At 70.9% G+C, this 14,005-nt stretch carries 14 protein-coding genes; 5 read left to right on the forward strand and 9 right to left on the reverse strand.

Annotation, left to right across the window (positions count from 1 at the left end; genetic code table 11):
- Window positions 1-110: 110 nt before the first annotated feature.
- The 5 genes from ACLBYE_RS00540 to ACLBYE_RS00560 all read left to right on the forward strand — a co-directional run bounded on the left by ACLBYE_RS00540 (window position 111) and on the right by ACLBYE_RS00560 (window position 4,519).
- On the forward strand, window positions 111-1,535 hold the full coding sequence (locus ACLBYE_RS00540; protein ID WP_447692602.1) for an ABC transporter substrate-binding protein: 1,425 nt from the start codon (window positions 111-113) through the stop codon (window positions 1,533-1,535).
- A gap of 6 nt (window positions 1,536-1,541) precedes the next feature.
- Window positions 1,542-2,432, forward strand: a complete 891-nt coding sequence (locus tag ACLBYE_RS00545) for an ABC transporter permease (RefSeq protein ID WP_447692603.1) — start codon at window positions 1,542-1,544, stop codon at window positions 2,430-2,432.
- Between the two features lie 72 nt (window positions 2,433-2,504).
- Complete coding sequence (locus ACLBYE_RS00550) at window positions 2,505-3,365, forward strand: ABC transporter ATP-binding protein (protein WP_447692604.1); 861 nt, start codon at window positions 2,505-2,507, stop codon at window positions 3,363-3,365.
- A gap of 23 nt (window positions 3,366-3,388) precedes the next feature.
- Window positions 3,389-3,727, forward strand: a complete 339-nt coding sequence (fdxA, locus tag ACLBYE_RS00555; protein WP_447692605.1) for a ferredoxin FdxA — start codon at window positions 3,389-3,391, stop codon at window positions 3,725-3,727.
- 18 nt (window positions 3,728-3,745) lie between these two features.
- The gene (locus ACLBYE_RS00560; protein ID WP_447692606.1) at window positions 3,746-4,519 is read left to right on the forward strand and encodes a ferredoxin--NADP reductase; all 774 of its coding nucleotides are present in this window, start codon (window positions 3,746-3,748) and stop codon (window positions 4,517-4,519) included.
- An 83-nt stretch (window positions 4,520-4,602) separates the two neighbouring features.
- Here the strand turns inward: ACLBYE_RS00560 and ACLBYE_RS00565 are convergent, their stop codons facing one another.
- The 9 genes from ACLBYE_RS00565 to ACLBYE_RS00605 all read right to left on the reverse strand — a co-directional run bounded on the left by ACLBYE_RS00565 (window position 4,603) and on the right by ACLBYE_RS00605 (window position 13,958).
- Window positions 4,603-6,642: a molybdopterin-containing oxidoreductase family protein gene (locus ACLBYE_RS00565; protein ID WP_447692607.1), complete on the reverse strand. Its 2,040-nt coding sequence runs from the start codon at window positions 6,640-6,642 to the stop codon at window positions 4,603-4,605.
- 226 nt (window positions 6,643-6,868) lie between these two features.
- Entirely contained in the window at window positions 6,869-7,561 is a 693-nt protein-coding gene (locus ACLBYE_RS00570) for a GntR family transcriptional regulator (RefSeq protein WP_447692608.1), read from the reverse strand.
- Between the two features lie 85 nt (window positions 7,562-7,646).
- Window positions 7,647-8,411: a carboxymuconolactone decarboxylase family protein gene (locus ACLBYE_RS00575; RefSeq protein ID WP_447692609.1), complete on the reverse strand. Its 765-nt coding sequence runs from the start codon at window positions 8,409-8,411 to the stop codon at window positions 7,647-7,649.
- Window positions 8,408-8,797, reverse strand: coding sequence for a cupin domain-containing protein (locus ACLBYE_RS00580; protein WP_447692610.1), 390 nt, complete (start codon window positions 8,795-8,797; stop codon window positions 8,408-8,410). Before ACLBYE_RS00580 ends, ACLBYE_RS00575 begins: the two co-directional genes overlap by 4 nt.
- 9 nt (window positions 8,798-8,806) lie before the next feature.
- Window positions 8,807-9,712 carry an NAD(P)-dependent oxidoreductase gene (locus ACLBYE_RS00585; RefSeq protein WP_447692611.1) on the reverse strand — a complete coding sequence of 302 codons (906 nt, stop codon included), beginning with the start codon at window positions 9,710-9,712 and terminating at the stop codon, window positions 8,807-8,809.
- A gap of 26 nt (window positions 9,713-9,738) precedes the next feature.
- Entirely contained in the window at window positions 9,739-11,115 is a 1,377-nt protein-coding gene (locus ACLBYE_RS00590) for an MFS transporter (RefSeq protein WP_447692612.1), read from the reverse strand.
- Window positions 11,116-11,184: 69 nt separating this feature from the next.
- Window positions 11,185-11,586: a carboxymuconolactone decarboxylase family protein gene (locus ACLBYE_RS00595; RefSeq protein ID WP_447692613.1), complete on the reverse strand. Its 402-nt coding sequence runs from the start codon at window positions 11,584-11,586 to the stop codon at window positions 11,185-11,187.
- 58 nt (window positions 11,587-11,644) lie between these two features.
- The gene (locus ACLBYE_RS00600; RefSeq protein WP_447692614.1) at window positions 11,645-13,081 is read right to left on the reverse strand and encodes an aldehyde dehydrogenase family protein; all 1,437 of its coding nucleotides are present in this window, start codon (window positions 13,079-13,081) and stop codon (window positions 11,645-11,647) included.
- Window positions 13,082-13,085: 4 nt separating this feature from the next.
- Window positions 13,086-13,958, reverse strand: a complete 873-nt coding sequence (locus ACLBYE_RS00605; RefSeq protein ID WP_447692615.1) for an NAD(P)-dependent oxidoreductase — start codon at window positions 13,956-13,958, stop codon at window positions 13,086-13,088.
- Window positions 13,959-14,005: the final 47 nt, after the last annotated feature.

Genomic DNA, 14,005 nt, shown 5'->3' on the forward strand with positions numbered 1-14,005 from the left:
GCGCAACTAATCGACCCGCAGGCGTCCTCGGCATTTGATCGGACGCGCCGCAGCGCCCGATCATGCCGTCGATGTCTTCGCGACATCGGGCCGAAATGTTGGAGCGGGCGATGACTGGACGATTTCCCGGGCTCAGATCGGTCTCCGCTCTCGCGCTCCTCGCGCTGGCGGGCGCCGGGATCGGGGCACCGGCCCGCGCCGAGACCCTCACCGTCGGCATCGGCACGCAGGACACGACGACCAACACCGCGACGGTCGGCGTGGTGATCCGCCAGCTCAAGCTGCTGGAGAAATACCTGCCCAAGACCGGCAAGTACGCCGGCACGACGATCCAGCTCGACTGGCAGAACTTCACGTCCGGGCCGCCGGTCACGAACGGCATGATGGCCGGGAAGCTGCAGTTCGGCGCGATGGGCGATTACCCACTGGTCGTCAACGGCGCGACGTTCCAGAACAATCCCGAGAGCCAATCGCGGCTGATCGCGGTCGCCGCCTACAATCTCCACGGATCCGGCAACGGGATCGTGGTCAACAAGGCTTCCGAATACTTCTCCTTCGAGGATCTGAAAGGCAAGGTCGTCAGCGTGCCCTTCGGGTCGGCGGCCCACGGGATGGTCCTCAAGGCGCTGCAGGACAAGGGCTACCCGGCCACCTATTTCCGCCTGGTCAGCCAGAGCCCGGAGGTCGGCTCGACCAATCTCCAGGAGCGGAAGATCGACGCGCACGCGGATTTCGTCCCCTTCGCCGAGCTTCTGCCGTTCCGCGGCTTCGCGCGCAAAGTGTTCGATGGCGTCGAGACCAACCTCCCGACTTGGCACGGCGTGGTCGTGCGCTCCGACTTCGCCGACCGCTACCCCGAGATCGTCGAGGCCTACCTGAAGGCCGTCCTCGACGCCGACGCCTGGGTCAAGGCCGATCCGAAGCGCGCGGCCGAGCAGATCGCGGCCTGGACCGGTACCGACAAGGAGGTGGTCTACATCTTCCTCGGGCCCGGCGGGATCATGACCGTCGATCCCACGATCAAGCCGCAGCTGGTCGATGCCGCCCGCGAGGACGTCAAGGTCCTGCAGCGGCTCGACCGGATCAAGGCGTTCGACGTCGGTCCGTGGGTCGACGACGCGCCGCTGCGCAAGGTCTTCGCCGAGCGCGGCCTGGACTACGCGCAGCAGCGCGCGAGCACCGCCAATTACGAGGTGCGCGGCGAGGACACGTACTGCAAGAGGCCCGTCACCGAGCCGCGCAAGGCCGGCGAGATCTGGGTGAAGGGCGGGGCGATCCAGCCCTACGCGAGCGCTGCCTGCACGCTCGGCGCGCTGAACGAGATGAAGTCCAGGGGGCAGGCCGTCGACGTCGCCTACGTCTTCGACACGGCCCGCGGCATCAAGCTGTTCGCCCGGGAGGCCTTCTACGTCGTCGACGGCAAGGGCGGCATCGCGCCGTTCCTGCTGAAGCAGGACGCGGAGGCCGCGGCGCGGGGCGGCGGCACGGTGATGCCCTACGACGAGGCCCTGAAGGCCGCTGTGACGGGAGGCTAGAACCGCATGGAAGCCGTCGCTCTCCGGCCCGCCACCGAGTCGCGCCCGCCGCGGGCGGCGCCCCTCCCGCCGCCGGCCGCGTCCACCCGCCCCGCGCCCGGCCGCGTCCGCCGCTGGCTGCGGCTGCATCACGGCGCGTTCCGGGCCGCGCTGATCGGGCTCGCCTCGCTGATCCTGTTCGTCGCGCTCTGGCAGTATCTGACCGCGAACCGCGTGACCCTCTACGTGCGGTTCCTGAACATCCCGACGCCGATGGACGTCGTGGGCCGCGCGGCGATCGCCCTGCGCAGCCCGAACTTCGGCGACCACGTGCTCATCTCCTGCCGCCGGATCCTCCTCGGATTCCTCCTGGCCGGCGGCGTCGCCGTGCCGCTCGGGCTCCTCATGGGGCGCTACCGCCTCCTGCGGGAGATCGCCTTCCCGATCTGCGAGGTGCTGCGGCCGATCCCGGCGATCGCCTGGGTGCCGATGGCGATCATGCTGTGGCCGACCAACGAGGGCTCGATCGTCTTCATCACCTTCCTGGGCTCGTTCTTCCCGATCCTGATCAACACCCTCCAGGGCATGGTCCAGGTCGACCCGGTCCTGGTGCGGGCCGCACGCTGCCTCGGGGCCCGGGAGGCGGCGGTGTTCCGCGAAGTCTACCTGCCGGCCTCGCTGCCGCAGATCTTCACCGGGCTGACGGTCGGCATGGGCGTGGCGTGGGTCTCGCTGATCGCCGCCGAGATGATCTCCGGCCAGTTCGGCATCGGCTACTTCACCTGGGAAGCCTACTCGCTGGTCCAGTACCCGGACATCGCCCTCGGCATGATCACGATCGGGCTGCTCGGCCTCGGCTCCAGCTTCGCGATCCGTCTCGTGGGCCGCCTCGTCATGCCCTGGGCCGCGGCCCGCTAGGCCTCGCCCGGCCGCCCGGCGCGGCCCTCGCCGGACCGGTCCTCCACGCGCGTCACCAATCGGGAGCTTGCCATGGCCGAACCGAGCCGGGGCCTGATCGAGGTCAGCGACTTCTGCCTGCGCTACGAGACGATGGAGGGGCCCGTCGAGGCCGTCTCGAACGCCTCGCTCACCGTCCATCCCGGCGAGTTCGTGTCGATCATCGGGCCCTCGGGCTGCGGGAAGTCGACGCTGCTCAACGCGCTGGCCGGCTTCCTCAAGCCGTCATCCGGGCGGGTCACCGTCGACGGCGAGGCGATCGCGGGACCGAGCGCGGATCGCGGCATGATCTTCCAGCAATACTCGCTCTTTCCCTGGAAGACGGTCCGCGAGAACGTCGAGTTCGGCCTGAAGATGAATGGCGTCCGGCGCAGCGAGCGCGAGCGGCAGGCGCGGACGCTCCTCGGCCTCGCCGGGCTCACGGCGTTCGAGAACCACTATCCGGACCGATTGTCCGGCGGGATGAAGCAGCGTGTCGGCATCGTGCGCGCGCTCGCCACCGGCCCGCGCATCCTGCTGCTCGACGAGCCGTTCGGCGCCCTGGACGCGCAGACGCGGCTGATCATGCAGCAGATCCTCACCAACATGTGGCAGCGCCTGAAGATCTCGGTGCTGTTCGTGACCCACGACATCGACGAGGCGATCTTCCTCTCCGACCGCGTCTACGTGATGACCGCGCGTCCCGGGAGCATCAAGGCCGAGGTCGTGGTACCCCTCCCCCGCCCGCGCCAGCCGGCCCTGACCCTGTCGTCCGAGTTCCTGGGCCTGCGCCGGGGGCTGATGTCGCTGATCCGCGAGGAGAGCCTCCGCGCGATGGGCGGCGAGGTCAGCGCCGAGGCGATGAAGGGGCTGGCGATCGATCTCGAGGGCCAGGATCTCCCCGCGCTGCTCTGACCCCTCCGCCGAGGTGCGAAGTCATGACCTATGTCGTCACCGAGAACTGCATCCGCTGCAAGTACACCGACTGCGTCGAGGTCTGCCCGGTCGACTGCTTCTACGTCGGCGAGACCATGCTGGTGATCAACCCGGACGAGTGCATCGACTGCGGCGTCTGCGAGCCCGAATGCCCGGCCGATGCCATCAGGGCCGACACCGCACCGGAGATGGCGGGCTGGAAGACCTTCAACGCCAAGTACGCCGGTCTCTGGCCCAACATCACCGAGAGGACCGAGCCGGCCGACGACGCCGCGGCGTGGGACGGCCGCGACGGCAAGCTGCGCGACCTGTTCGGGACTGCCGACCCGGCGTCCGCCTGAGCGAGGACTGATCCGTCGATGAGCAAGTTCTACGAGGAGCGCGTTCTGTCGGTCCACCACTGGACCGACAACCTGTTCTCGTTCCGCACGACGCGGGATCCGGCGTTCCGGTTCCGCAACGGCGAGTTCACCATGATCGGCCTGGAGGTCGAGGGCCGGCCGCTGCTGCGCGCCTACTCGGTGGTCTCGGCCAACTACGAGGAGGAGCTGGAGTTCTTCTCGATCAAGGTCCAGGACGGCCCGCTGACCTCGAAGCTGCAGCACCTGAAGGTCGGCGACCCGATCATCGTCGGCAAGAAGCCCACCGGCACGCTGGTGCTCGACAACCTGCTGCCGGGCCGCAACCTCTACCTGCTGGGCACCGGCACCGGCCTGGCGCCGTTCCTGTCGATCATCAAGGATCCCGAGGCCTACGACCGGTTCGAGAAGGTCGTGCTGGTCCACGGCTGCCGGCAGGTGCAGGAACTCGCCTACGGCGAGACCATCACCGAGACGCTGCCGCGCCACGAGTTCCTGGGCGAGATGATCTCGAGCCAGCTGGTCTACTACCCGACCGTGACCCGCGAGCCGTTCCGCAACCGCGGCCGGATCACCGACCTGATGGTCTCGGGCAAGCTGTTCGAGGATATCGGCCTGCCGCCGATGGCGATCGAGAACGACCGCTTCATGCTCTGCGGCAGCCCCGACATGATCCGCGACACCCGCGAGCTCCTGTCCTCGCGCGGCTACGAGGAGGGCAACCACGGCGAGGCCGCCCACTACGTCATCGAGAAGGCCTTCGTCGAGAAATAGCGCACCCGCGCGGGCCTGCATGCCCGTCAGGTGGTCCGCGCGGACGGCGAGCCCGACCGGCCGCGCGCCGGCGGACCCGGACGTCAGGCCGCGCGGACCCAGACCGCGGTGTCGTGGAAGGCGGCGCCGTCGTTGGGCGCGGCCGGGGCGGACCCGATCAGCGCGTTGATCCCGCTGCCCCCGCCGATGAAGGCCGCGCTCGGCCACAGGCTCTCGACCACGACGACGCCCGGCTGCTGCCCCTCGGCGAGCCGCGCGTGCAGCCGGACCCGGCCGCGGGCATTGCCGACCTCGACGGCGTCGCCCGTGCCGATCCCGAGCCGGTCGCCGTCCGCGGGGTGGATCAGGCAGGTCGGCCGCCCCTCGCGGCGGAGCGACTCGGGCACGTTGGTGAAGGTCGCGTTGAGGAACTGGCGGGCCGGCGGGGCGATCATGCGGAACGGGTGCTCCGCGTCGGCGGGCTCGGCCTCCGGCCAGTGATCCGGCAGGGACGGCATCCCGGCCGCTCGCGGGCCCAGTGACGCCCAGTCGGGCGCGAAGCGGAAGCGCCCGTCGGGATGCCCGAACCCGTTCAGGAAGTGGCTCTCGGCAAAGTCCGGCTGCGCGTCGATCCAGCCCTCCGCCTCCAGCCTGTCGAGGCCGCCCCAGCCGGAGCGCGCCAGGGTCGCGTCCGCGAGGTCCCGGGCGCTCAGGCGGAAGCCCGCGTGGTCCGCGCCGAGCCGGGCGGCGAGCTCTGAGAGAAGCGCGTGGTTCGAGCGGCACGCGCCCGGCGGCTCCAGGATCGCGGGGCCGGCCTGGATGTGGCTGTGGCCGCCGGCCCCGTAGATGTCGTCGTGCTCCAGGAAGGTGGTGGCCGGCAGCACGAGGTCGGCGAGCGCGGCCGTCTCGGTCAGGAACTGCTCGTGCACGGCCACGAACACGTCCGGCCGCGCGAGCCCGGCGCGGACCCGGGCGCTGTCGGGCGCGGAGACCGCGGGATTGGCCGACTGGATCAGCATGGCGCGGACCGGCGGCCCGCCCTGCAGGGCTTCGGGATCGTCGGCGAGCACGGCGCCGATCCGGCTCATGTCGAGCTCGCGCACGCCCGGCGCCCTGGCGTCGAGGCCCTCCGTCAGGGTCTTGTCCCAGTTGAAGATCGCGGCGTGCTGCCAGAGGGCGCCGCCGCCCTCGTGCTGCCACGCGCCGGTGACGGTCGGCAGGCAGGTCACCGCGTGCAGGTTGACCGCGCCGTTGCGGCTCCGGGTGAAGCCGAAACCGCAGCGGATGTAGCTGCGCGGCGTGCCGCCGTAGAGGGCCGCGAAGGCCTCGATCGCGGCGGCCTCCAGGCCGGTGATCGCCGCCGCCCATTCGGGCGTGCGCGACGCCAGATGCGCCTCCAGCGCGGCCGTGTCCTGCGCGTGCCCGGCGAGATAGGCCCGGTCCGCGTGGCCGTCGCGGAACAGCACGTGGAGCACCGCGCAGGCCAGCGCCCCGTCGGTGCCGGGCCGGGGCGCGAGGTGGAGGTCGGCCGCCGCCGCGGTCCCGGTGCGGTACGGATCGATCACCACCAGCTTGGCGCCGCGCGTCTTGCGGGCGCGGCTGATGTGGGTCATCGCGTTGACCTGCGTGCTGACCGGGTTGCCGCCCCAGACCACGATCAGGTCGGACAGCGCCATCTCGCGGGGATCCGGCCCGGCGATCCGGCCGACCCCGGCGCTCCAGCCCGCGATCGCCACCGCCGTGCAGATGGTGCGCTTGCGCCGCGAGTAGCCCATCACGTGGGTCAGCCGGTGGATGCCGTCGCGCTGGACGAGGCCCATGGTCCCGCCCGAGTTGTACGGCCAGACCGCCTCCGGCCCCCAACGGTCCGCCGTCTCGGAGAAGGCCGCGGCCAGCCGGTCGAGCGCCGCGTCCCAGGAGACCCGGCGCCACGCCCCGCCGCCCTTCGGCCCGACGCGCTCCATGGGGTGGAGGATCCGGTCCGGGTGGTGGAGGCGCTCGCCGTAGCGGCTGACCTTCGCGCAGATCACCCCGGCCGTGTAGGGGTTGTCGCCGCCCCGGACCGAGACGACGCGCCCGTCCGCGACGTCCACGTCGAGGCTGCAGGCGGAGGGACAATCGTGCGGGCAGACGGTCCGGACCAAGCGACGAACTCCCGTGGCGCCAGCATGGGGAAGCAAGGACCGTGCGGTTCTGGGCCTTCCGCCGGGGGACCGCAAGGCGTGTCGCCACCGGTCCCTGGGCGCAGGGCGCCCGACATCGCCGACAGGGCGCCGATCCCCTGGACCGCCCCGGCCAAGGGCGTCGCCGCGGAGGCGACCTCGCCGCCCTCCCCCGCCCAGGTTCCGCGCGCGCCCGCGGACCGCGCGCTCAGCTCACCGCGTCGAGGGACGTCTGCGCGATGCGGAACGCGAGCTGCTTCAGGGCGACCGCGCACGCGTTGGTGACGTGGAGCCGCGCCAGTTGCTCCGCCTGCGCGGCATCCCGTTTCTGGAAGGCGGCCACGAGGGCGTCGATCTCGGCGAGGCTGTGCGGCAGCCGCTCGGGATGCATCAGGGACGTCGCGCGCAGCAGGTTGATCCGGGAGTAGAAGCCGCGAAGGGTCTCGCGGACCAGATCGTTCCCGCAATGGCTGAGCATCACGTCGTACAGGACGCCCTTGGCGCGCAGGACGCGGTCCGTGTCGCCGCTGCCGGCAGCCTCACGCAGATCGCCGGCAGCGCGCCCGAACTCGGCGATCGCCGCGTCCGTAGCCTGCGTGGCGAATTCGTGCGCCGCGTAGCCCTCCAGCACGGCCCGCAGCGCGTAGAGCTGACGCGCCTCCTCCACCGAGATCGAGGCCACGACCGGGCCGCGATGCGGCACCGTGTGGACGAGCTTCTCGGCCTCGAGCCGGCGCAGGGCCTCGCGCACGGAGGCGCGGCTGACGCCGAGCCCCTCGCACAATTCGCGCTCGATCAGCCGCTCGCCGGGGGCGTAGACGCCGGACGTGATCGCCTCGCGGACGGCGTCCTCGACCTTTTGCCGGAGCGTGTCCGGCTGGATGGCCCTGATCTTGTTCATCGCTGGGGATTCGGGGATCGCTGGCGAGCCGAAGCGGTGGCATGGCGCAGCCTCGGGTGGCAAGGCGTGCCCCGGCGCGCTTCGGTCAGCCCCGGCCCCGCGCGGCCAGTTCGTCGCGCAGGATCGGCGCGGCCAGCTCCGCGCCGTGCATGCCGATCAGGCTGACGATCTCGAGGACTTCCATCAGCTCCTCCTTGGTCGCCCCGTAACCGAGGGCGTTCTTCATGTGCATCTTCAGGCCCGGCACGTAGAGGTGCGTCGCCGCCGCGTCGAAGGCGCAGTAGACGAACTCCTTCATCTTCGGCGTCAGCACGCCGTGGCGCCAGGGCCAGGCCGAGAAATCGAGGTAGCCCTCGAACAGGTCCGGATCGAGCTCGAGGAGACCGTCCCAGAACGTGTGCCAGTAGCCCCGGTCGCGGGTGAAGTCGGATTTCAGCTGCTCCTGCCGCGGCGTCAGCGGCGCGGGGCCGCTCCGCTGACCGGCCTCCTCCAGCACCTCCAGCAGCAGCGGCACGCCGATGTTGCAGGCGTGGATGCCGAGGGTCGCCGTGAGCGCGAGCACCTCCGTGATCTCGTCGGCCGTCGCGCCCGCGTCGAGGGCGTTGCGGATCTGGCGGCGGGTCCCGGGCGCGTAGAGGTGGGTCGCGGCCGTCGCGGCCGAGAGCGCGATCAGGGCGCGGTCCTTGGCGCCGAGATGGTTCTTGCGCACGGGGACCATCGCCAGCCGCGCCCAGGCGTCGAGGAAGCCCGGGGCCAGTTCGGCGAGGGCCGCCTGCTCCGCGTCCCAGTAGCCGAGTTCGCCCTGGACGGTGCGCCGGAGGCTCTCCGGGCTCGGCGCGGGCCCGGTCATGCCGTGGCTCCGGCGTAGTCGGCCTCGACCACCTCGTCCTGCCAGTCGGTCTTGCCGAGCGAGATCGCCGTGTGGAGCAGGTAGCTGTCGGCGGCCGCGCCGTGCCAGTGCCGCTCATCCGCGGGGATCCAGACAGTGTCGCCCGCGCGGATCGGCTGCGCCCGCTGGCCCGCGACGCAGATCCAGCCCTTGCCGGCGGTGACTTGCAGGATCTGGCCCTGCGCGTGCGCGTGCCAGAAGGTCCGCGCGCCGGGCGTGAAGAAGACGTTGTTGATCATCACGCCGCCCGTCGACGGCATGACCGGGTCGGCCCAGACCTGCCCGGTGAAGGTCGGCCCGCGGCTCTCGGACTTCGCGCTGTTCTCGCGACCGTGGAAGATCTGCATCGTATCCTCTCAGTTCTCGTGTCGGTTGCCGTGGAGCCGGACACCGCCGGAGACGTCGCCGATGGCGTCGACGACGCGGTTGGAGATGACGTCGCCGTAGCCGAGCGCCGTGGCGAGGCCGAAGCTCGCCATCGGGCCGGACGCGTTGAGGGAGGCGACGCCGAGCTCGTGCAGGAGATCGGTGTAGAGCACGACGTCCTTGGTCATCAGCTTGCCGGTCAGGCCGCCTTCCAGGTAGTCGCCGTCGACGATCTTCGGGAAACGGTTCAGCGTCGCGAAGTTGACGCCGCTGGAGGCGTTCAGCACCTCCAGGAGCCGGTGCAGGTCGAGCCCGGCCTTCCGGCCCGCGACCATGACCTCCGCGGTGGCGGCGAGGCTGACCGCGTTCAGGAAGTTGTTGAGCAGCTTGGTCGTGTGGCCGGCCCCCGAGCCGCCCATCACGACGACCTTCTGGGCGATCGGCGCGAACACTGAGCCCAGCCGGTCGATGACCGCGGGATCGCCGCCGACCATCAGTGTCAGCGTGCCTTTCTCGGCCGCGGCGGCGCCCCCGGAGATGCCCGCGTCCACGTAGGCGACGCCGCGCTCGGCCAGGGCCGCCGCGATGCGGCGCGTCGAGCTGGCCGAGGCCGTGCTGAGGTCGACGACGATCTGCCCGTCCCGGCAGCTCGCGAGGACGCCGCCCTCGCCGAGCACGACGCGCTCGACAACCTCGCTGTCGGGCAGGGACATCAGGACCACGTCCGCCTCACCGACGACCGCGGCGATCGAGGCCGCGTCCGTCGCGCCCCAGCGCGAAGCGGCCTCCCGGTCGGTGTCGTAGCCGACCACATCGATCCCCGCCCCGGTCAGGCGGCGGGTCATGCGGCCGCCCATGTTGCCGAGCCCGATGAAGCCGATCCGGTTCCCGTTCATGCTGCGTCCTCCGCGCGGCGTCCGGCTCAGTGGCCGGTGCCGAAATCGACGTCCTTGGTCTCCGGCCCGATGAGCGCGCCCACGGTGCCGATCAGGCCGCCGACGATCAGCAGGGCCACGGGCGTCAGCGCGAGCGGCATCAGCGCGCTCAGCCAGTCCATGTAGAAGGCGTAGAAGGACGGGATCACCACCGAGAGGCTGAAGCCGATGCCGAAGCCGGTGGCGCGGACATCCGTGGCGAAGCGCTCGTTGATGTAGGTGACGATGACGCCCCAGGGCGAGGTCACGATCACCGCCAGGAGGCTGACCAGCAGCACGCGGGTGCCGAACGCCATCTCGGGCGTGACGGTCAGCGTGTAGAGGATGTACGCGCCGACCGTCGCGATCAGCGGGCCGACGATCACGAAGAACCGCCGGCGGCCGATGACCTGCCCCAGCAGGCCGGAGCCGATGTAGCTGAAGAACAGGATCGTGTAGCAGATCATCAGCGTCGCGGTCAGCGCGAAGCCGTTGAGGTGCAGGGTCTTCACCAGCAGACCGGTCGGCATGTAGATCGTGATGATGTTCTGCGTCGTCCAGAAGCCGGTCATCAGCAGCAGGACCTGCATGAGGTCGCGCCCGCCCTTCCCGGTGAACAGGCCCGCCATCGGCGATGCCTCGGCCTGTTCGGCCACGGCGGCGGCCTCCTTCTTCCAGACCTCCGATTCCGAGACCTTGTGGACGTAGTAGAGGGCGAGCAGGCCGGCGAGCGCCGCGCCGACGATGAAGGGGATGCGCCAGCCCCAGACCGTGTAGGGCGACCCGGGCCCGTCGAGCGGGAACAGGTAGAACATCAGCATCGTGATGAGGTTGATGCTCACATAGGCGGCCGGGAAGCCCGCGATGATCAGGCCGCCGACGAAGCCGCGCTTGTCCTTCTTGGAATACTCGATGGCGAGCGGCATCGCCCCGGTGTAGCCGCCCCCGAGGAAGATGCCGTCGAGGAAGCGCAGCAGCACCAGCAGGATGTACGAGGCGAGGCCGAGCGTCTCGTAGCCGGGCAGCAGGCCGATCAGCAGCGTGATCACGCCGAAGCCCGCCACCGAGTAGATCGAGGCGGCGCGGCGCCCGACCTTGTCGGCGATCAGGCCGAAGATGAGCGCGCCGATCGGGCGGCCGAGCAGGGTGGTGATGAACACCAGCGAGGCCAGCACCGTCTCCATCTGGGGAGACAGGTTCTTCGGCTGGAACATGAACATCACCGGCGCCAGCGCGACCACCGGCAGGTAGATATCGAACATGTCGATGTATTCGGAGAAGAACGCGCCGCGGATGGCGCTCTTCCGCTTCTCCTCGATCGACTGGGACGCGGCCGGGCGCGCGCCCGTCGTGTCCGTTGCCAAGGCTGCCGACGTGACCGACATGGCGTCTCCCTCCCTGTTCGTCTGCCGCGCGAGTTTTTGACTGCGTCGGACCTGGGCGCGGGTGCGGGCTCAGCGCCCGCCGGCGTGCTCTCTGTCCCAATCGGCGATCGCCGCGGAGGCGGTCCGGAAGGCGGCCAGGGCCGCCGGGGCGCCGCAATAGACGAGCGCCTGCATCAGCACCGCCTGGATCTCGTCTTTCGTGACGCCGTTGTTGAGCGCGCCTTTGACGTGGACGCCGAGCTCGTGGTGCTGGTTCATCGCGGTCAGCATCGCGATGTTGAGCATGCTGCGGGTCTTGAACGGCAGCGTCTCGTCGCCCCAGACCGCGCCCCAGCAATACTCGGTCACGAGCCGCTGGACCGGACGGTTGAACGCGTCGGCGTTGGCCCAGGACTTCTCGACATGGGCGGCGCCGAGGACGGTCTTGCGGTTCTCGAAACCCTGGCCGAACAGCTCGCTCTCGTCGGACATCTGGTTCTCCTGGTCGGGGCCGGCGCGCGCGGGCGCCGGCCGCATCGCGCGGGACGGTTCAGTCGAGTCCGAAGCCGATCATCGCCTTGGTCTCGAGGTATTCCTGGAGACCGGCCTCGCCCCATTCCCGGCCGTTGCCGGACTGGCGGTAGCCGCCGAACGGCGCGTGGACGTCCGGGGGCGGGTAGTTGATGTGGACCTGCCCGCCGATGAGCCGCCGCGCCACGGCGCGCGCCCGGTCGCGGTCCCGCCCCTGCACGTAGGCGGCGAGCCCGTAGCGCGAGCCGTTGGCGATCGCGATCGCCTCGTCCTCGCTGTCGTAGGCGAGGATCGACAGGACCGGGCCGAAGATCTCCTCGCGCGCGATGGTCATGTCGGGGGTCACGTCGGCGAAGATTGTCGGGCGGACGTAGAAGCCGCGGTCGAGGTGGTCCGGCCGCTCCGGACCGCCGGCGACGAGCCGCGCGCCCTCCGCGATGCCGGTGCGGATCAGCCCGACGACGCGCTCGTACTGGGTGCGGTTGACCACCGGGCCGAGATCCGTCTCGGGATCGGCGGTCGGGCCGAGCCGGAAGCCCGCCGCCGCCTCGGCCGCGATGGCGGCCGCCTCGTCCATCCGGGCCCGGGGCACGAGCATCCGCGTCGGGATCGAGCAGGACTGGCCCGAATTCGTGCAGCAGGCCGCGACGCCGCGCCGGACCGCCTGATCGAAGTCGACGTCCTCCAGCAGGATGTTGGCGGACTTGCCGCCGAGCTCCTGCGCGACGCGCTTGATCGTCGGGGCCGCCGCCCGGGCGATCTCGATCCCGGCGCGGGTCGACCCGGTGAACGAGACCATGTCGATCCCCGGATGGGCGGCGATCGCCGCGCCGACGCCGGGGCCGTCCCCGTTCACGAGGTTGAACACGCCCGGCGGCACGCCCGCGTCGTGCAGGACCTGCGCGAACAGCATCGCGCTGACGGCCGAGTACTCGCTGGGCTTCAGCACCATCGTGCAGCCGGCCGCGAGCGCGGGGGCGATCTTCACGACGATCTGATTGATCGGCCAGTTCCAGGGGGTGATCAGGCCGCAGACGCCGATCGGCTCGCGCCGGATCCGGGTGGTGCCGCGATCCTCCTCGAAGGCGAAGCGCTCCATCACCGCGATGAGCGCGTTGAGATGCGCCGGTCCCCGCGCCGCCTGCCCCTTGCGCGCGAAGCCGATGGGCGAGCCCATCTCCTGCCGGATCGTCTCCGCGAAGATCTCGAACCGTTCCTCGAAGAGCGCGAGGATCCGGCGCAGGAGCGCGACGCGTTCGGCTGGCGCCGTCTCCGAGAAGGCCGGGAAGGCGGCGCGGGCCGCGCGCACGGCCCGGTCGACATCCGCGGCATCGCCGAGCGCGAGGGTGCCGAACGCCGTCTCGGTGGCGGGGTCGATCAGCGGGAACGGCCGGGCCGCAACCGGCTCGACCCAGGCGCCGTCGATGTAGAAGCGGCTCAGGTCCGGGAGCGCCATCGTCTCAGGCTCCCTCGGCCAGCAGGCGGTACATCTCGGTGTGGTCGGCCGCGGGCCCGACCTCCCCGGCGATCGCGTGCCAGGTCTCGATGCAGTGCCGGCCGAAGCCGAGCGGGTAATCGACCGACTCGGCGAGGGCCCCGGCGATGCCGAGATCCTTGTCCATCAGCTTCAGCGAGAAGCCCGAGGCGAAGCTGCCGCTGAGCATGAACTGCTTGACCTTGTTCTCGGAGGTGTTGCTGCGCCCGGACGAGGCGTTGAGCACGTCCGTCATGGCCTCCGGCGCGATGCCGAAGCGCTGCGCCACGTGGAGGGCCTCGACGGTGGCGAGGAGGCCCGCGGCGGAGACGAAGTTGTTCAGCGCCTTGGCGGCGTGGCCCGACCCGGCCGGGCCGATATGCAGGACGGATGAGCCCATCGCCTCGATGACCGGCCGCCAGCGGGCGAGGAGATCCGCCTCGCCGCCGACGAGGATCGCGAGCGTGCCGTCCACCGCCCGCCGCACGCCGCCCGAGACCGGCGCGTCGAGATAGCCGAGCCCCTTCTCGGCGAGCGTCTCGCCGAGGGCGCGGGAGCGCACCGGCTCCGACGAGCTCATGTCGATCACGGTGGCGCCGGCCGGGAGCGCGTCGGCCCAGCCCTCGTCGAGCAGCACCGCCTCGACGATGGCCGAGTTCGGCAGCATCGTGATCAGCAGGTCTAGTCCGGACGCGTTCTCCCGCGTGAGCGCCGCCGCGCCGAGGTCCCGGACGAGCGCGTCGGTCCGGCCTGCATCCGCGTCCAGCAGGCGGAGCGCGTGTCCCGCTCGGGCGAGGCACCGGCTCATGGGATCGCCCATCATGCCGACGCCGATGACGCCGATGGTTCTCTGTTCCATGCCGTGAATATCCCTCTGGGCGACGGCCGGACCGGCCCGGCGCCGCG

The sequence above is a fragment of the Methylobacterium sp. A52T genome (assembly GCF_053346095.1).

Coding starts and splice junctions, on each gene's coding strand:
- ACLBYE_RS00540 (WP_447692602.1), top strand. CDS start 111: ATGACTGGACGATTTCCCGGGCTCAGATCGGTCTCCGCTCTCGCGCTC.
- ACLBYE_RS00545 (WP_447692603.1), top strand. CDS start 1,542: ATGGAAGCCGTCGCTCTCCGGCCCGCCACCGAGTCGCGCCCGCCGCGG.
- ACLBYE_RS00550 (WP_447692604.1), top strand. CDS start 2,505: ATGGCCGAACCGAGCCGGGGCCTGATCGAGGTCAGCGACTTCTGCCTG.
- fdxA (WP_447692605.1), top strand. CDS start 3,389: ATGACCTATGTCGTCACCGAGAACTGCATCCGCTGCAAGTACACCGAC.
- ACLBYE_RS00560 (WP_447692606.1), top strand. CDS start 3,746: ATGAGCAAGTTCTACGAGGAGCGCGTTCTGTCGGTCCACCACTGGACC.
- ACLBYE_RS00570 (WP_447692608.1), bottom strand. CDS start 7,561: ATGAACAAGATCAGGGCCATCCAGCCGGACACGCTCCGGCAAAAGGTC.
- ACLBYE_RS00575 (WP_447692609.1), bottom strand. CDS start 8,411: ATGACCGGGCCCGCGCCGAGCCCGGAGAGCCTCCGGCGCACCGTCCAG.
- ACLBYE_RS00580 (WP_447692610.1), bottom strand. CDS start 8,797: ATGCAGATCTTCCACGGTCGCGAGAACAGCGCGAAGTCCGAGAGCCGC.
- ACLBYE_RS00585 (WP_447692611.1), bottom strand. CDS start 9,712: ATGAACGGGAACCGGATCGGCTTCATCGGGCTCGGCAACATGGGCGGC.
- ACLBYE_RS00590 (WP_447692612.1), bottom strand. CDS start 11,115: ATGTCGGTCACGTCGGCAGCCTTGGCAACGGACACGACGGGCGCGCGC.
- ACLBYE_RS00595 (WP_447692613.1), bottom strand. CDS start 11,586: ATGTCCGACGAGAGCGAGCTGTTCGGCCAGGGTTTCGAGAACCGCAAG.
- ACLBYE_RS00600 (WP_447692614.1), bottom strand. CDS start 13,081: ATGGCGCTCCCGGACCTGAGCCGCTTCTACATCGACGGCGCCTGGGTC.
- ACLBYE_RS00605 (WP_447692615.1), bottom strand. CDS start 13,958: ATGGAACAGAGAACCATCGGCGTCATCGGCGTCGGCATGATGGGCGAT.